Consider the following 17691-nt stretch of genomic DNA (forward strand, 5'->3'; position numbering starts at 1 on the left):
CACATCGCACCTGCCGTGTGCAGCGCAAAATAGCGGTATGGATGACATCGTCAGGCAGGCCATTGCCAAATGGCCCAATGTTCCCGACTGCTACGGCTGGCTGGGACTGGACGCACGTGGCAACTGGTACATGCGTGATGAGAGGGCCCAGGCCGCCGGGCCTTTTGGTGGCGCACCTGGCCTGGATGCCGCGCGCCATGCGGCCAGCAAGGGATCGCTGCTCAGGCACGACAAGCTGATCGATTTCATTCAGCGGAATTATGAAAGCGACGCTGCCGGCCAGTGGTTCTTCCAGAATGGGCCACAGCGCGTGTATGTGGAGCTCGAAGCGACGCCGCTGATCTGGCGCGTCGCCCCCGCACCTATGTTTGAGGTCACGGCCCATTCCGGCCAAACGGCGCGGCCGCAGCGCTGCATCGCGGACGAATCCGGCAGGGTCTACCTGGAAACCGACCTGGGTTTTGGCCTCGTTCATACCCAGGACATGACGCATGCGGCTGACGCGATAGAGCAGGGCCTGTGGGTGCCCGAGGAAGTCCTGGCCAGCAATTTGTCGCGCCTGTTCGGCTATGTGCGAAGCCCTCAATTGCTACAAAAAAAGTAGCTGCTTGCGCCTGTCATGCTTGGGCTCCAACCCATTTCCCTTTGAATTTCTCATCAAGATTCCATTAAAAAAGCCGGTCATTGACCGGCTTTTTTTGGGCTGGATTTCCTTGCTGTGTTTACTTGGACGCATTGACCATGTACTGCACCACGGCCTTGATTTCGCCATCGGGGGCGGCCGAGCCGCCCTTGGGTGGCATGGCACCCTTGCCTTTGACAACGCTGGCCGTCAGAGCCTCGACACCTGTGGAAATCCGGGGAGCCCATGCGGCCTTGTCTCCCAGCTTGGGTGCATTGGCAACGCCGGCCACGTGGCAGGCCGCGCAGACCTGGCCGTACAGCGCAGGTGCGGCACCACCGGCAGCAGCCGGTGTTGCACCGGCTGCCGGCGCTGCCGTCTTGTTGGCTGCAGCGAGCGCGGCGACCACATCTGCCGACGGTGCGGCGGCGGCTGCGGCTGCAGGTGCCGTAGCGGCGGCAGCTGCCGGGGCGGCTGGCTCTGCAAACTTGCCGCCTGCGGCAGCCGTCATGTAAACCACTGCACGGCCAATTTCGACGTCTTCAAAATCACCGCCGCCCTGGGCTCCCATGGCGCCCTTGCCCTTGAGGGCCGAGTGCCAGAGCGCGTCAAAACCGGTCTTGATACGGGCTGCCCAGGCACCCGTATCGCCAAACTTCGGCGCACCGGCTGCACCCGTGCCATGGCAAGCCACGCACTGCGCCTTGTAGACCTCTTCGCCGGACTTCAGCGGACGGTTGGCGTCACGGATTTCAACTGCGCCGATTTTCTGGATGCGCTGCGCAACGGCCTTGGCGCCTTCGTCCGCACCCGCAGCTGGCTTGTTGGCCGAAGCGACGTAATACACCAGGCCGATGATGGCGAAAACAGGAACGACAAAAGAGAAAAAAACCGCAGCCAGCAGTTGCTGGGGCGTCTTGATGGGGCCAGTATGGGCTTCTTCGTGGGCCGTGGTGTGGTCGTTTGCGCTCATGGCGTCCTCAAAAAACTAAGAATCGGGGGGCTATCGCGTGGTGATATGGCGCTCTTGGGCAGCGCTTGCTCAGCAACCTCACATTATAACTGGGGGCTTGCAGAGGCCGAGGAGAGTCGTTACCGGCTGGTAGAATCGGAAACGTTGTGCGGCGTGAAGCGCCCGCGCAGTGCAAATTGCCCTGACTTCGCGCCCTCGGCCGCGAATTCCGGCGCGAACCGTTTCCAGCGTTGCGGCTGTAGCTCAGTGGATAGAGTATTGGCCTCCGAAGCCAAGGGTCGTGGGTTCGATCCCCGCCAGCCGCACCAATCATTGTCTTTCTATCGCATGCCTTGTTGTCCATCCGCGAGATCTCAAGGCGTACAGGCCTGGCTCGCAACACAATAAAGAAGCACCTGCGGTCGGAAGAGAGCGAGCCCAAGTACCCAAGGCGGGTCAGCTCCAGCAAGCTCGATCCCTACGCCGAGAAGCTGGCCACCTGGCTGGTAATCGAGGCAACAAAATCGCGGAAACAGCGGCGCACTTTGAGGCAGATCCACACAGACTCAGCCTAAAAAGGAGAAAACCAAGAACTTATCCATATGGTGAGCACCTTCTGCTCGCAAAGAGTGTGGGTCAAGATTCGATGGAAAACTCGGGTCAGTGCAATTCAACAGGGAGACCCTCGAACGGTCGTGGCGAGTGACAAGGCCGGGCGGGACGGTGGTGTCGATCGTCGATCACACGATACAGTCGCGTGGAGATATCCACGGCGTCTTCGCATTCTTCAGCGGGGATGCCGCGGCATTGACGCTGATTCTCAAGCGCTTCGACGACAAACGGCTCCAGGTGATCCTCGACACAATCCATCCGCTGGATGACGCCCGCGCGGCGCTTGAGCAGGTGGCCGGCGGTCATGCGCGCGGCAAGGTCATCATCCGCACGTCGCGCTGATCCGCGAGGCAATGGCGCCTTGGGACCTTCCGTCAAAAAACGCACGCTCAGCGGCTAACCCCTTAGAGCGCACGGGGTTAGCGCCAGACCGCATTCCAGCGGTGGAGTCGAGATACGTCCACGCCGAATTTGCGTGGAACCGATGCCTACCCGGTATCAATCCAGTGGCCAACGTCCGTTGTTATGTGTCGCGCAGATCCTCGCTGCTGGATTCTTGCTCATAAGATACTTTTAAAGTATTGACGTACCAGAATCAAGATATTTTACAGGTAACGGTTGTCTTCCTAGAATCGCCAACAACACCGTAAGTTGCAAGTTATTACAACTGATCTTTCCGGTGGATCTCCTAAAAAAAGGCCGTGAAGGGAAACGCTGGATTTGTGATCCATTTGTAGTGCTTACGCCGGGAGCGCCCGGCATTCGAGCACAACGCGTCAAGCCTTTCGATGTCTGCATTTTTGACAAAGCGAGATACAGGTATGACACGTGCTCGAAACAGGTGGTTACAACTGGTGGTGGCAATGGGCCTGGCTTTCTTTGGCGCGCGTCTTTTCGCTGCAGCTGATAAAGCCGCCGGCGAACCGCCCAGGGAGCAGGTAATTGACCTGGAAGCCGCGGGCACCGCTTATCCCTTTGCGGTCTATTCCAACATTGACTTGCGCCAGCCGGACGCCGGGATCAAGCGTGCGGTCATTTTTGTACATGGCGTGCAGCGCGATGCCGACCGTTATTTTGGCGTGGGCCTGGGCTTGCTGGAAGCCGCGCGGCTGGACGCATCAAGCACGTTGCTGCTGGTGCCCCACTTCCTGACGGCATCAGACACTTCGCCTGACGGCAATATCCCGCTTTGGCGCGGTGGCAACTGGATGCAGTGCCAGCCTTCCCGGGGCAAGGAGGCTATCAATTCCTGCGGCGTGCTGGACGATATCGCCCGCTACCTGAGCGCGGGCAAGCGTTTTCCCGTACTTAAGGAAATCGTTTTCATCGGCCACTCGGCCGGTGGGCAGCTAATGCAGCGCTATGCCGTGCTCAACAACAGCGAGGAGGGGTTGCGCAAGTCGGGCATCCGCGTGCGGTATGTGGTCTCCAGCCCGTCTTCCTATTTGTACCTGGATGACAGCCGTCCGGAGGGTGGGAGCTTCAAGCCTGTGAACAGCATCCTCTGCCCCGGTTACAACAACTTCCGCTACGGCCTGGGCAACATGGTTCCCTATGGGCAGGGCCTGGACGGCGAACAGTTGTTCAAGCGCTATGCGGCGCGCGAGGTCCTCTACCTGGTGGGCGCGCAGGACAACGACCCAGCCTACGAGTCACTCGACAAATCCTGCGGGGCCGCCATGCAGGGCACGGACCGGCTGAATCGGCACAGGAATTACATGCGCTACGAACAGTTTTTAGCCCAGAAATGGCAGACACCCGTGACGCGTGCGGTCATGGTGGTGCCGGACGCGGGCCACGAAGCGGCCGAAATTTTTGAGTCCCGCGGGGTTGCTGCAAAAATTTTCCATGCCGCCGGCAACTAGCGAATAGCGAATAGCCGGGACAAACAGAGACAAGCCGAACGAGCACAACAAGAAAAAAAGAAGAAGCACAGAGACGCGCGGATACAACACCAAGACAGAAGACGAAAACCATGATGGAACCCTCACGCCTTGCCGCACCACGGCGAAAAATCCTCGCATCGCAGATCTGCGCAATGCTGGCCGCCGCACCTTTTGCCGTCCATGCGCAGACGCCGCCCAGCGCCGGTACTCTTTTCGACGCGAACCGGCAACAGCTCTCGCCAACGGAAAATGCCGGCCCGCCGGCGGCGGTGCAGCGTCCTGCGCGCATCGAAAAAGAGGTGGAAGGCAGTGATGAGGGCCAGAGCCCCCCCGCCGGCGGAACGGGCATCCAGGTCACGGGTTTTGTACTGAGCGGCAACCGGTCTCTGCCGGCATCCGAGCTGCAAGCCCAACTGCAGGAGTTTGTCGGCCGCGAGCTGGACTTCGCCGGGCTGGGCAAAGCCGCCGCCAAAATCACGGCCTACTATCGCACCCGGGGCTACCTGGTAGCGCGCGCCTATCTCCCCGCACAGGAAATACAAGGCGGTGTGGTTGCCCTCGGCATCCGTGAAGGCGTCATCGGCCGGGTGGTGGCCGAGCCCGATGCCAACGTGCGCCTGGACCCGGACCTGATAGGCCGACATCTCGCGGGACTACAGCCGGGCGAGGTGATCCAGGAAAGCGACCTCGAAAACACGCTGCTGCGGCTCTCTGACATCGCCGGTGTGACGGTCAAGGCTGTGTTGCGGCCTTCGGCAGAACCGGGCGCCACCGACGTCATCGTCAAGGTCAGCGAGATGGGGGCGATCACCTCGCGCGTGAGCATCGACAACGGTGGCAGCTATTACACCGGTGCCAATCGCCTGTCCGCCAACCTGAGCCTCAACGACGCACTGGGCATGGGCGAAAGCTTCAGCCTGAATACGCAGCAAACTTTTGAAGGCCTGCGCATTGCAGGCGTTGGTTATGTGCAGCCCCTCGGCACGACAGGGCTGTCGGTAGGCGCGAATTTTGCGGGTCTGCAATACAACATCGGCAAAAACCTCAAGGAAGTAGAAGCCAGAGGTGAAGCCCGCGTGAGCACGCTGTTTCTCAACGCGGCGTTGCTGCGCAGCCGGCGCGCCAACATGAATCTGTCGCTGGCGACGGAATACCGACATTTCCAGGACACGACTGGCGGCACGACCGTTGAAAAGTCTGCCAACCTGATGAGTGCGGGCCTGTCTGGCGACTGGCGTGACGACTGGACAGGCGCGTCGGCGAACAACAGCTGGAACGCGCGTTTGGGTATGGGTCATCTGAAAAAAGAAACGCCCAACGACGCAGCACTGGACCGCTTCACGGCCAATGCGGCAGGCGACTACAAAAAGCTCAACCTGTCGTTCAGCCGCCTGCAGCAGCTTGGCGGCGGCTACTCCCTGCTGGGCTTGGTCACCGCGCAGTACGCCGACAAGAACCTGGACGCGTCAGAGAAAATGAGCCTGGGCGGCTCCGGCGGCGTGCGCGCTTACCCTGCCGGCGAAGCCGCGGGCGACCAGGGCATGCTGGCGCGTCTGGAACTGCGCAAGACCCTGGGTGTTGTCGGCAACTCCGTCGTGGAAGGTGCGCTGTTCGCCGATGCGGGGCGTGTGACCATTAACAAGAAGCCGTGGGACAACAGCGAAAACCGCGCGAGCCGCTACGGCTATGGCGTGGGCCTGAACGTCTACAACAAGGACCTGGTGTTCAATGCCAGCATCGCGGTGTCGCCCGGCGTCAATCCAGTCAGCGAACCAAAAAGCGCGCGTCGCCTGTGGCTATCGGTGTCGGGTTCACCCCAGGCCTTCACGGGCCTGGCCTCCAGCAGCGGCAGCCGGGGCGAGGATTTCGAGGAGGCGGAAGACGGCATGCGGCTGTACGGCTCACTGGGCATCATCCCCGAATACGTGAGCCGCTCAGGCGCGACGCCTGCGGCGCCCGCCGACCAGAGCAAGCTGGCCACGCCCAATGGGCGCAACATGTCGGGCTTCTGGCGTGCGCGCGACAATGTGTCGTATGTGGGCGCGCGTGGCGGCATCCCCATTTATGAACAGTGGAAGGCGCTGTGGCAGCTGGAGCTGGGCCTGTCACTGAGCGCGGGCGCGGCCGGAGACGACGCGACCCCGAACTGGACACACAGGCAAGAGCTGCGTAATACCGGCGTGGCTGTCGCCCATCCAGATGCTGGCACCGCGATGTACGGCAACTGGGACATGCCGCTCAAGGAAAGCACCTCTTCCTTCGACCCCTTCGGCGCGACCACCAGTGCGGCGCACTACAACATCATCGGTTCACCGGGCTTCGCCACCAGCATCACTAAAAACTCCGGCCCGGTGGGCACGGCGGCGGTGGAAAACAACGACGATGCCGCTTTCAACCGCCGCCAGGCCGGCGTGTTCGGCTACTGGACGCCCAAGATGGGCGGCTTCCAGCTCAAGCTGGCTTATTCGAACAACGGCATGAAGGCCGCGCCGGACGTTGATACAGGCTACCTCTACGGCGGCAGCCTGTCGTATGAGAGTGGCGGTTTCTCCGCAGTGGTTGCGGCCGAACAGCACGTGAACTACTTCGGCATTGCCAGCCTGGGCCGCAATGCACGCGGGGTAGGAACCAACACCCACGTCACGCAGGGCACCTCGTCCAATGACTACAGCGTGCGCTACGGGGTGGCCTACGATTTCGGTGATACCAAGGTTTCGCTGATCGCCGACGAACTGAGCTATGCCGAGTCCGGTGTCATCAACACCAGCGTCACTTCAAGCGACCTCTCCAGCTACCGCCGCCGTGCCTACATGGTCGGCGTATCACACAAGATAGGTGCCTGGCAGTTGCGCGCCAGCCATGCCAAAGCCTTCGCAGGCGACTGCACCATGATTTCCGGCAACGGCGTGAACTGCTCGACCGAAGGCATGGGTGCGACCTCGCAGGCCATCGGTTTCTCCTATGCCTGGAGCAAGCAGCTCAGGATTTTCGGGCAGTACGTGCTGCTGCGCAACCAACCGCTGGCCAATTACAACTACGCCGTTGCCGGCGTGTTCGGCAGCGCAGGCGCAGGCACCACGATCCGCGCGATCGGTTTCGGTATCAACTACACGTTCTGAGGGGCTCGCATGACATACCACTCTTCCCCGGTTTTCCCACGTAAAAGCCGCCCGACGCTGACACCGCTGAGTGCAGCCATCCTGTCAGCGCTTTGCGCCATTTACCCGGTACGGGGATATGCGCTGGACGCCAGCGCCTTACCTACCAATGGTCAGGTCACAGCTGGCAGCGGCAGCATCAGCCAGAGCGGCAACGTCATGAACGTGGTACAGGGCAGCGACCGGATGGTCGCTACCTGGAACACTTTCAACATCGGTAGCGCGGCCAAAGTCAATTTCGCGCAGCCCTCGACCTCGTCGGTGGCCCTCAACCGCGTCACATCCAGCGATGCCTCGCAGATCATGGGCCAGCTCAATGCCAACGGGCAGGTCTATCTGATCAATCCCTCGGGCATCCTGTTCGGCCAGGGTTCAGCCGTCAACGTTGGCGGGCTGGTGGCCAGCTCGCTGAACATCTCGGACGGCAACTTCATGGCCGGCAACAACCGCTTTGAAGCCGGCAGCGCGGGCGGCGCCGTGATTAACGAGGGCAGCATCGTGGCGGCCGACGGCGGGTACGTGGCGCTGCTGGGTGTGCAGGTGCGCAATGTGGGTAGCATCACGGCCCGTCTGGGCAGCGTGATGCTGGGCGCCGGCAAGAATATCACGCTGGACTTTAACGGCGACGGCCTGATCAATATGCAGGTCAGCGACCCCTCGCTGGGCGCCAGCGTGGTGAACCAGGGCCTGCTCAAGGCCAACGGTGGCCTGGTCGTCATGTCGGCCCGCTCCGGCGACGCGCTGACGTCCAATGTGGTCAACAACGAAGGCGTGATCGAGGCGACCAGCCTGCAGCGCCGAAACGGCACGGTCCTGCTTGACGGCGGGGAGGCAGGCATTGTCGCCTTGAGCGGCCGTGTCGACGTCTCCGGCCGCGATGCCGGCGAAACCGGCGGCAGTTTCAAGGCTTTGGGTCAGTACGTCGGTGTATTTGACGGCGCGCGCATCGATGCTTCCGGCGATGCCGGTGGCGGCGCGGTGCTGGTGGGCGGCAACTACCAGGGCAGCGGCACCGAGCGCCAGGCCGTCGGGACTTACATGGGCGAAGACGCCCGCATCAACGCCGACGCGCTCAGCAGCGGCGACGGCGGCAAAGTCATCCTGTGGTCCACCGGCAGCACGCAGTTTCACGGCGGCATCACGGTGCTGGGCGGCGGACAGACCGGCAGCGGCGGCCTGGTTGAGACCTCGGGCCACAACCTGGAGGCGACGGGTTCGGTGGATATCAGCGCGGCCTCCGGAAAAGGCGGAACCTGGTTGATCGATCCCTACAACATCAACATCACGAGCACGGCGAGCGTCGGCGCGACCGGGAGTTCCCCCTTCACCTCCAGCGGCGCAGCCAGCTCCAACCTGAGTTCGGCCGTGCTCAACGCCTCGTTGTCCGAAGGCGCCAACGTGGTGGTCCAGACTTCTGCCGTCGGCGGCACCTCGGGCGACATCAACGTGCTGGACAACGTCAAGGGTGTGGGCAATGCCTCGTTGACCCTGCAGGCGCATCGCAACATCATCATCGGCAGCCGCACCATTTCCAACGGCACCGGCAAAAGCCTCAACGTTTCGCTGATCTCCAATTACGGTGACACCGGCAACGGCTCGGTGGCCTTGACGGGCAGCACCATTACCACCAACGGCGGGGCCATTACCATCAGCGGCGGCAGCAACCCGCTGACCGGCTACGCCAGCACCAACCAGAGCAGCGCCTCGGGCGTGGCAATCACCGGTGGCACCGTGCTGAGCACGGGCGGCGGCAACATCACGATACGCGGCGCCTCCACCTCGACAAGCTCCAGCACCAGCGCTGTGAATATCTCCGGCGCCACGCTCAATGCTGGCGGCGGCAACATCTCCATCCTGGCCAATGTCGCCAGCGCCAGCGCGACCGGCGACGCCTTTGTGCTCACCGGCGGCAGCAATGTCCTCACCAGCGGCGCCGGATCCATCACGGTGGACAGCACCAACCTGGGCAGCGGCAACGGCACGCGCATCTTCAGTACCAACAACACCATGGCCGCCAGCGGCTCGGGCAACCTGACGATCAGCGGCAACGCAACGACCGGCTTCGGCGTGCTGATCTGCTCGACAGCCAGCACCTCCTCGCAACAACTCACCGTGGGCAGCGGTAACCTGACCGTGCAGGCCAACGCCAACGGTTTTGCCGGTGCCGGCCGCGGCGTCTACCTGGCGGCCTCGGGCAACGGCGCGGTGGTGCTCAATGCCACGGCGGGCGGTGCCATCACGCTCGGCGGTAGCAGCACCGGCAGTTACGGCACGGTGCTCAACTCGACGGGTTCCGGATCTTCCATCAGCATCTTTTCGGACGGTAACATCACGGTGGCCGGCAACACTTCGGGCGGCACGACGCCGGCGCTGGGTTTGCTAAGCTCCGGCGTTGGCACCAGCGCGGCCACCGCCTCGCAGGTCAACATCAGCAGCACGGCCGGCGCACTCAAGCTGCTGGCCAACAACAGTGTGGTCAACCCCACTACCGGCTCATTCAAGGCCGTGTCGCTGGACGCCAGCGGCGCCTACGCCAGCATCAACCTGGGCACGCAGTCGGGCGCGCTGACGCTGGACGGCACCAGCTACTCGGGGCGCGGCGTGGACATCGCGCCCTCCGGCGCCAACGCGGCGATCAACATCACGACCGGTAGCGGCGCCATTGCCGTCAACGGCAACAGCACGAGCAGTTTCGGCGGCTACGGCATCTTCCTGAACTCTACCGGCAACGCGAACGGCGTCAATGTCACCACCGTGAGCGGCGACATCACCTTCCGGGGCGATTCCGTAGGTACATCGGACGCCATCTCCCTGGGCGGTAGCGCATCCAGCACCAACTCGGTCAACAACATCTCTTCGCAAGGCGGCAACATCACGCTGGTCGGCAACTTCCACTCGCCGAACGCCGGGGAGCTCGACCACGGCATCGCCATCCAGAACGTCGCCAACCGCATCCAGACCACCGGTTCGGGCAACGTGACGCTGGTCGGTAGCGCAGCCGACCAGGGCAATGGCGTCAGCATCTATGGTGGCGGAAAGGCCCTGGTCAGCGTCGAGAACGGCGCGCTCGCAATCACCGGGAGCAGTGTTTATGGCGACGGGGTGGGCGTGCTGACTGGTAACAATGTCATACGTGCCACTGGAGTCGGTTCAGTGAGTGTGGCTGGCAGCTCGATCTATGGCAGCGGCGTCACCATCTACCCGTCGACGGCGACCAGTTCCGCCGCCATTTCCACGGTGTCGGGCAAGCTCTCGATCACGGGCAACAACAGCGCGGCGTCTGCTGCGCCGGCAGTCCTCCTGCGCACTGCGGCCTCGGGTGCCGCCAATGGCGTCAGTATCACGTCGAGCAGTGGTGATATCGACGTCCAGGCGGCGACAGCCGGCTCCGGCGAGGGGCTATCCATCGTTGGCAGCAGCGCCAATGCCTTCAATACCATCAGCACGGGTGGTAATGGAAATCTTCGCGTATCGGGTTCCGGCGGCGGCTACGGGGTGCGCATAGACGGCGGCACCAACAAGCTGCAGGTGGAAAACGGCGTTTTGCTCATTAGCGCCAGTGCGCCGAGTGGGAAGCCCTTCAGCCAGTCTTCGGACGCCACGACGATCGCCGCCACCGGATCCGGTGTCGTGCTGCGCAATCTCGGCGGCAAGATGAGCAACAGCCTGACCAGTGCCGATTCGGCCGCTGCGACCGCCGCACTGCAGTTGGATATGGCCGGCAGCGACTGGATGGCGCCCCTTGCCGGCGACACTGCATCCCCGCCCTCCAGTGGCGGAACGGACAGGCTCACCATTTCCGTGGTGTCGTCCAATGCCAATCTCAATGCATCCGCCGCAAGCAAAGAAGATGCAACGCCTTGAACCTGCGTCCGCCGCGGCGTTCACTGGCTCCATAATGCCGCGCCGCGCCGGGCGGCTGGTGCCGGTTCTGCTGTTGCTGGTATCGCTGTCCGCTTTGGCCGTCGCCGCCGACAAGAAGGCCGGGCAAGCCGAGCACGACAACTTTCATTTCCTCGGCGAGATGAACAAGGCCTCAACCGTGATGGTGGTCGAGACAAAAATCGTCCCGCCTGAGCTTGGGAAAAAAATCGCGCGGGCTATTGAACAAGTGATCAGGGAAGGCAACCAGTCGGGTGCCAAGCGCCCGGGTGACTATTTGCAGTATGAGCCGTTGATCCTGGCGTTGGCCGGCCCCGACGGTTCGCGCATGCATTCAGGCCGTAGCCGCCAGGACATCCTGTCCACCACGCGACGCCTGATGCAGCGCGAGCGTGCGCTAGTTCTAATGGATGCGATGATCCAATCGAAAGCGCAACTACTGGCTGTGGCCGAGAAGAACCTGGACACCATCGTGCCGGCCTATACCAACGGCGTGCAGGCCCAGCCCACTACTTACGCGCACTACCTGCTGGCCTTCGCCTCGGTCTTCGGGCGCGACAGCGCGCGACTGAAGGAGGCTTATGCGCGCCTCAATATGAGCCCGCTGGGCGCGGGCGCGCTCGGTACCTCGAGTTTTCCGGTGAATCGTCAACGCCTGGCGGAGCTGCTGGGTTTTGACGGCGTGGTGGAAAACTCCTACGACGCGGCCCAGCTCGGCGCGCTCGACCAGGGCGTGGAATTGGTGGGCCTGTGCAGCAACGCGGCGCTGATGATAGGCCTGCTGGCGCAGGACATGCACACCCAGTACCACCAGACCGCTCCCTGGATCACCATCCAGGAGGGGCGGCTTACCGGCACGAGCAGCATCATGCCGCAAAAGCGCAATCCTTATGCCCTCAACGTGCTGCGGCTGCAGGCCAGCGAGGTGGTGGGCGGCGCCTTCACCTACCAACTGGAGGCGCATAACGTCACGCCCGGCATGCCCGACTACAAGCGCGACCAGGTCGAGAAAACCCTGGACCTCACGGCCAATGCCTTCGTGAAGCTGGCTGACCTGATGAACCACCTCGTCATCGATCGCAACCGCGCGCTGCAGGAAGTTGACGCCGATTACTCCACCACCACCGAGCTGGCCGACATCCTGCAGCGCGACGCCGACGTTCCCTTCCGGGTCGGCCACCATTTCGCCTCGGACCTGGTCAACTACGGCCGCGCCAACAAGCTCAAGCCCGCCGAGATTCCCTTCGACGTCGCCAGGCAGTTGTATGCAGAGGCGGTGAAGATCTTTGATTTCCCACGGGCGGAATTTCCGCTGACGCAGGAGCGCTTCCGTACGTCGCTGACCGCGCAGAACATGCTGGCCTCCAGCAAGGGCCTGGGCGGTCCGCAGCGCACGGAGACCGTCAGGATGCTGGCGGCCGAGAAGAGCCGGTTAGAGCAGGACGCCGCCTGGCTCAAGGCGCAGCAGGACAAGCTCGCGCGTGCCCAGTACAACCTGGACCGCACCTTTTCCGGGCTGGTCCAGTGAGTTTCACGGCGGTAGCGGCGATACTGGCGCTGTCGGCCTGACGGGGCCATCGACAAGGGCACCATGGCTGACGATATTTTTTCGCTGGAGAACTTCGAATACCTGTGCTACTCCCGCCAGCAGGAGCCGGCTGCGCGAGAGCTGGTCAAGCTGCTGCTGCTCATAGACAGGAACTACGGCAACCTGGACGGCAACTTCGCGCTCAGCCTGTCGGCCGCTATAGGTGCGCAGGAGCGTGACGCGCACGGCCTGACCCGCCTCACCAGCGCCATCTCGGCCCTGTTTTCCGACCCGACCTTCCATGTCTCGCCCGGCGGCTTCGGCCAGCTCATCAACTTCCAGCGCTGGTTGTCGGCGCTGTTTGCCGCCAGCGCCTTTGTCCATTGCGACCATATCCTGAGGTCGCTCAATTTCCTGGGCTCCGGCGCACCGGAGTTCCACGTGAGCGAACGGGACCTCGTGAAGTTCTGCATCCTGTATTCCCCCGAATCGGAAATCCCGCTGGACGTGGAATTGCTGTGGCGGCAGAACAAAAAGCTGGCCGCCGCGCTGTTCACGGCCCTGCTGTCGCCGCGCTTTCTCGGCTCGCCAGCTGCGCACTCCAAGCGGGAGGCGCTGCTGGCCTGGCTGCCTGCCCACCTCGAAGAAATCGAAAGCCTGGACATCCTGCCGGTAGGCATCCTGCACGACGTGTACATGCACTGCAGTTACGCCGACCTGCCCGACCGCCATGAGATCAAGCGCCCCATCAACCGGCTGGTTCGCAAGAAGCTCGAGGCGCTGGGCCTGGGGCGCGTTGCGCCCGCGCTCGCCGCGCAAAGTGCGGACAAGCCCATCATGCTGGTACTGCTCGAGTGGTTCTCCGGTGGGCATTCGATTTACCGCACGCATTCCAGGACTTTGGAGGCCGCTCGCCGGCATTTTCGCCTGGTGGCCATTGCTTACCCCGGCAACATCGACGAACTGGGCCGGGCGGTGTTTGACGAGGTGATTGATTTCGCCGCGCCCAATGACATGATCGCCTGCCTGCGCCAGCTGCACGCGCTGGCCGGCTCCCTCAGGCCCGCCGTGTTTTATATGCCCAGCGTCGGCATGTTTCCCATCACCATGTTCGCGGCCAATCAGCGCCTGGCACCCGTGCAGGTGGCCGCGCTGGGCCATCCCGCCACCACGCATTCCGACCGTATCGATTACATCAGCGTGGAAGACGATTTTGTCGGCGATCCCGCCTGCTTCAGCGAAACCCTGCTGCGTCTGCCGAAAGACGGGCAGCCCTACCGCCCGTCCGCCATCGAAGTCTCGCTGGCACGGCCGCAACGGCAGGACGCGGCCGTCGTCAACATCGCCGTGGCCGCGACCACCATGAAACTCAACCCGAAGTTTTTGCTGGCCTGCCAGAAGATACGCGCGGGCACGCGCAAGCAGGTCCGCTTTCATTTCCTGATCGGACAGGCAACCGGCCTGATCTATCCGCAGGTGCGCAGGTTGATACGCCGCTATCTGCCGGACGCGGAAATCTACGCGCACCAGCCCTACCCGGACTATCTGGCTATCTTCAGCCGCTGCGACATGTTCCTGAGCCCCTTTCCCTTCGGCAACACCAATGGCATTACCGATGCCGTGACGGTCGGTTTGCCCGGCGTGTGCAAGACAGGGCCGGAAGTGTTTGAACACATCGACGAAGGGCTGTTCCGCCGCCTGGGCCTGCCGGACTGGGCCATCGCCGACAGCGTGGAGGGCTACATTGCCGCCGCCGTTCGCATGGCTGACAACTACCCGGAACGGGCTGCACTGTACCGGCAGCTGGAGGGGCCCGAGTGCCTGAATACCTTGTTCGAAGGCCGTGCGGAATGCCTGGGCGAACGCCTGTATCAGATCTGGTCGGCGACGGCGGACGAGGAGGAGGCCTTGCCCGACAGGGCCTGATGCATCGCTTGGCGGTCCAGGGCTTTTTCCCAGGCGCACACGACGACGCAGGCCACGCAGTTGCCGAGCATGTTGGTGAGGGAGCGGCATTTCATCAACCGCTCTATGCCCAGCAACAGGACAATGCCCGCGATCGGTATGAGGTTCTGGCTGGCCAACGTCGCGGTCAGGGCCACAAAGGCCGAACCGGCGACGCTGGCGGCGCTCTTGGATGTCAGCATCGCGATGCCCAGCAGTGACAGCAGTGACCAGAAACCCAGCTCGACATGCGCCACCTGCGCCAGGAAGATCGCCGCCATGGCGATATAGATGTTGCTGCCGTTCAGGTTGAAACTAAAACCGGTCGGCAGCATCAAGCGCGCCACCGGTTTGGCGCAGCCCATTTTTTCCATTTTTCCGACCAGACTCGACAAGGCGGCTATTGACGAAGTGGTGAAGAAGACCAGCAGCAGCTCTTCTTTGACATAGGCGACCAGGCGGAAGATGTTGCAACCGGCGGCGCGCGCGAGAAGGCCCATCACCACGAAGATAAACAGGATGCTGACGAGATAAATCGCGGCGAGAAAATGCAGCAGTGGCAACACCGAGGACATCCCGTAACGGCCAATCATGAAGGCGACTGCACCGAATGCAGCCAGTGGGGCCAACTTCAGGACCATGCCGACCATGCCGAGCCATACTTGCTGCACCGCTTCGATGAGCTCCAGCAGCTTGTGCCCGCGTTCACCCGCGCGCGCCAGTGCAATGCCCGACAGCAGCGCCAGCAGCAGGATCTGCAGGTTGTTGTTGCCGGTGAAGGCGCTGGCAAATGTCGGGGGGATGATGTTGAGCAAAAAGTCGGTTGTGCTTTCCGCGGCCTTTGCAGGCGCAGCGCGCTGTGCGACGTCAGCCGCAAAATCTGGCGCGAAACCCTTGCCGGGCGTTAGCAACAAGGCGCCCAACATGCCCGCCAGCAGCGAGATCAAGGTCATGGCCTCGAAGTAGATGATGGCCTTGACACCCACCTTTGTGGCCTGCAGCCGGTTGCGCATGCTGGCGATACCGGACACCACCAGGCAAAAGATCAGCACGCCGATCAGCATGCCGATCAGGCGTAGAAAGCCGTCGCTTAGGGGTTTCATCAGCGCGCCGGCTGACGGAAAAAAATTCCCCAACAGCATGCCGGCGGCAAAGGCGAGAGCCATCTGCGCAATGGGATGGCAAAGTATTTTTCTAATTCTGATCATCTATCGCCCAGTCTACGGGCGGCTTGGCTACCGCAGCCCGGGAGCCGCGCCATACGGTTGTTTTTTGCGGATGGACGGCGCGTGTAAAGACGCGAAGGCGTCACGCGCCGGCGAGGGTATATGCATAAAATCCGGAAATAAGACCTCCAATACTTAGAAAAGATGGGCCGACGCCATGGAGCTGAGACACCTGCGCTATTTCCTGATGGTTGCCGAGGAGCAGCATTTCACGCGTGCCGCCGAGCGCTTGAACATGCAGCAGCCGCCCTTGAGCCACCAGATCCGGCTGCTGGAGGAAGAACTGGGTTTCGAATTGTTCCGCCGTCACCCCAAGGGCGCGGCGCTGACGGCCGGGGGCGCCGTATTTGTGCAGGAAGCTCAGGCCATCCTCCGCAGTGTCGAGCAGGCATCGGCGCGCGCGGCGCGCGCCGCACAGGGCTTTGAAGGCACGCTGGCCATCGGCTTTACCAGCTCGGCCGCGGCCCATCCCTTGATTCCGGGGATCATCCGGGCCTACCGCAGTGCCTATCCCGATGTGCATCTGGATTTGAGGGAAGCCAATGCGGCCGAGCTGACCGAGGGCATAGACAGGGGCAAGGTCAATGTCGCGATTTTGCGCACGCCCGTAAGCCATCCGCGCGGCGTGAGCTTTTTTTCCTTGCTCGAAGAGGAGATGCTGCTGATCCTGCCGGTGGGTCACGCGCTGGTGGCGGGCGCCGCCAAGGGCAAGATGCCGGTCATTGATCTGAAATCCCTGGCTGATGAGCAGTTCATTCTGGTGCGCAGACACGGCGCGCCAGGCATGTATTCGGATCTGATCGAAGCCTGCGAACAGGCGGGCTTCACGCTCAGGATCGCCTCGGAGGTGGAGCGCATGCTGACCAATATAAGCCTGGTCGCGGCGGGCGCGGGCGTTTCCGTGGTTCCCGCATCCATGAAGGATTTTCACCGTGAGAGCGTGGTGTACTGCCGTATCACCAATGCCAGGCCTGCGCTGGTGGCGCCTATCACGCTGGTGAGCCGGGAAGACAGCAACTCGCCGGCCGAAAGGAATTTCCTGGATCTGGCCAAAATTTTTGCGCGCCAGCACAAAGCCTGAGCGCGCACGGGTGCATGGACACCAAACATCCCGGCCCCAGGCAGGCTCAGTACAAAATGAGTCGGCGAGTTTGCTTGGGACCTGGTCCAATCCGTTGAATCCCGACTTCGAGCCGTTGCCCTGCACCATGGGTACCAGAAACAATGACAGCGGCAGTCCGGGCGCCTTCAGTGGGTGCGGCATGATGCAACAATCCGTGATTCGGCCCGCGTAGGGGCGATCGGTTGGCACGTGTCACGGGGAACGTTCTGGCCGCGATGGAGTCCCAAGTCTCGTGATCAATTCAGTTTCAGGCAGGAGTAACCGTGAGGGCGTTTAAATTAGTTTCCGGTCTTGTTGTCGCGGCGCTGTGTGCCGCCGGCTGCGCGTTGACAGCGATAAAGCCCGGCATGACCCGCGAGAACGTCATCGCGCTTCGCGGAACGCCGTCCCGGGTGGTGCCGCTGGATGCGGGAACCCGGCTGCAGTATTCGGGCCAGCCGCTTGGTCAGTTCGCCACGATGGTAGATCTGGATGCCGCCGGCAGGGTCATCAGCGTCCGCGAGGTTCTGACGCCAGCAGAGTTCTCAAGAGTCCAGCCGGGCAAGTGGACGCGCTCGGATATGGAACGCGAATTTGGCCGGCCGGCAAAGATTGACCGTGTAGCGTCATGGTCCGGCGACATCATGACTTACCGCTGGCGGGACAGCGACCAGCCCATGTTTTTCTGGGCTTATCTGGACGGCAACAACGTGGTGCAGCGCGTCGGGCAAGGCATGGAATTTCCCATGCGAGTCAATGATCGTTGAAGGGCGTATTAC

10 protein-coding genes, 1 tRNA gene and 2 pseudogenes are annotated in these 17691 nt (G+C 62.4%); 11 read left to right on the forward strand and 2 right to left on the reverse strand.

Going from position 1 to position 17691, the window contains the following annotated elements:
- The first annotated feature begins 37 nt into the window (after positions 1–37).
- Complete coding sequence (locus AC1DYQ_RS12010) at positions 38–604, forward strand: DUF2946 family protein (protein ID WP_477686975.1); 567 nt, start codon at positions 38–40, stop codon at positions 602–604.
- A gap of 118 nt (positions 605–722) precedes the next feature.
- Here AC1DYQ_RS12010 and AC1DYQ_RS12015 read toward each other — a convergent pair whose 3' ends face one another.
- Complete coding sequence (locus AC1DYQ_RS12015) at positions 723–1595, reverse strand: c-type cytochrome (protein ID WP_477686976.1); 873 nt, start codon at positions 1593–1595, stop codon at positions 723–725.
- 232 nt (positions 1596–1827) lie between these two features.
- On the opposite strand from AC1DYQ_RS12015, the gene AC1DYQ_RS12020 reads away from it, so the two are divergent.
- From AC1DYQ_RS12020 to AC1DYQ_RS12055, 8 genes and pseudogenes are all read left to right on the forward strand, one after another.
- Positions 1828–1903 (forward strand) — tRNA-Arg (locus tag AC1DYQ_RS12020).
- Positions 1904–2140, forward strand: a pseudogene (locus AC1DYQ_RS12025) (hypothetical protein); the annotation flags it as partial. It abuts the tRNA gene before it with no gap.
- 73 nt (positions 2141–2213) lie between these two features.
- A pseudogene (locus tag AC1DYQ_RS12030) lies at positions 2214–2528 on the forward strand (zinc-binding dehydrogenase); the annotation flags it as partial.
- 479 nt (positions 2529–3007) lie between these two features.
- Positions 3008–4051 carry an alpha/beta fold hydrolase gene (locus tag AC1DYQ_RS12035; RefSeq protein ID WP_477686977.1) on the forward strand — a complete coding sequence of 348 codons (1044 nt, stop codon included), beginning with the start codon at positions 3008–3010 and terminating at the stop codon, positions 4049–4051.
- A 110-nt stretch (positions 4052–4161) separates the two neighbouring features.
- On the forward strand, positions 4162–7191 hold the full coding sequence (locus AC1DYQ_RS12040) for a ShlB/FhaC/HecB family hemolysin secretion/activation protein (RefSeq protein ID WP_477686978.1): 3030 nt from the start codon (positions 4162–4164) through the stop codon (positions 7189–7191).
- A gap of 9 nt (positions 7192–7200) precedes the next feature.
- Positions 7201–11094 (forward strand): beta strand repeat-containing protein, encoded by a 3894-nt coding sequence (locus AC1DYQ_RS12045; protein ID WP_477686979.1) that lies wholly within the window; start codon positions 7201–7203, stop codon positions 11092–11094.
- Entirely contained in the window at positions 11081–12640 is a 1560-nt protein-coding gene (locus tag AC1DYQ_RS12050; RefSeq protein WP_477686980.1) for an argininosuccinate lyase, read from the forward strand. Before AC1DYQ_RS12045 ends, AC1DYQ_RS12050 begins: the two co-directional genes overlap by 14 nt.
- 63 nt (positions 12641–12703) lie before the next feature.
- Positions 12704–14566: a peptide transporter gene (locus AC1DYQ_RS12055; RefSeq protein WP_477686981.1), complete on the forward strand. Its 1863-nt coding sequence runs from the start codon at positions 12704–12706 to the stop codon at positions 14564–14566.
- Here the strand turns inward: AC1DYQ_RS12055 and AC1DYQ_RS12060 are convergent.
- Complete coding sequence (locus tag AC1DYQ_RS12060) at positions 14512–15792, reverse strand: cation:dicarboxylate symporter family transporter (RefSeq protein WP_477686982.1); 1281 nt, start codon at positions 15790–15792, stop codon at positions 14512–14514. The two genes, AC1DYQ_RS12055 and AC1DYQ_RS12060, sit on opposite strands and share 55 nt — an antisense overlap.
- Positions 15793–15967: 175 nt before the next feature.
- Between AC1DYQ_RS12060 and AC1DYQ_RS12065 the strand changes: the two genes are divergently transcribed.
- Complete coding sequence (locus AC1DYQ_RS12065; RefSeq protein WP_477686983.1) at positions 15968–16891, forward strand: LysR substrate-binding domain-containing protein; 924 nt, start codon at positions 15968–15970, stop codon at positions 16889–16891.
- A 389-nt stretch (positions 16892–17280) separates the two neighbouring features.
- Positions 17281–17679 (forward strand): hypothetical protein, encoded by a 399-nt coding sequence (locus AC1DYQ_RS12070; protein WP_477686984.1) that lies wholly within the window; start codon positions 17281–17283, stop codon positions 17677–17679.
- The last annotated feature ends 12 nt before the right edge of the window (positions 17680–17691 follow it).

This window comes from Polaromonas sp. P1_F4 (assembly GCF_056405675.1).

Bases quoted from the DNA above. Each gene is read 5' to 3' on its own strand.
- AC1DYQ_RS12045 (WP_477686979.1), top strand. From the start codon at position 7,201: ATGACATACCACTCTTCCCCGGTTTTCCCACGTAAAAGCCGCCCGACG.
- AC1DYQ_RS12035 (WP_477686977.1), top strand. From the start codon at position 3,008: ATGACACGTGCTCGAAACAGGTGGTTACAACTGGTGGTGGCAATGGGC.
- AC1DYQ_RS12015 (WP_477686976.1), bottom strand. From the start codon at position 1,595: ATGAGCGCAAACGACCACACCACGGCCCACGAAGAAGCCCATACTGGC.
- AC1DYQ_RS12065 (WP_477686983.1), top strand. From the start codon at position 15,968: ATGGAGCTGAGACACCTGCGCTATTTCCTGATGGTTGCCGAGGAGCAG.
- AC1DYQ_RS12060 (WP_477686982.1), bottom strand. From the start codon at position 15,792: ATGATCAGAATTAGAAAAATACTTTGCCATCCCATTGCGCAGATGGCT.
- AC1DYQ_RS12070 (WP_477686984.1), top strand. From the start codon at position 17,281: ATGACCCGCGAGAACGTCATCGCGCTTCGCGGAACGCCGTCCCGGGTG.
- AC1DYQ_RS12055 (WP_477686981.1), top strand. From the start codon at position 12,704: ATGGCTGACGATATTTTTTCGCTGGAGAACTTCGAATACCTGTGCTAC.
- AC1DYQ_RS12050 (WP_477686980.1), top strand. From the start codon at position 11,081: ATGCAACGCCTTGAACCTGCGTCCGCCGCGGCGTTCACTGGCTCCATA.
- AC1DYQ_RS12040 (WP_477686978.1), top strand. From the start codon at position 4,162: ATGATGGAACCCTCACGCCTTGCCGCACCACGGCGAAAAATCCTCGCA.
- AC1DYQ_RS12010 (WP_477686975.1), top strand. From the start codon at position 38: ATGGATGACATCGTCAGGCAGGCCATTGCCAAATGGCCCAATGTTCCC.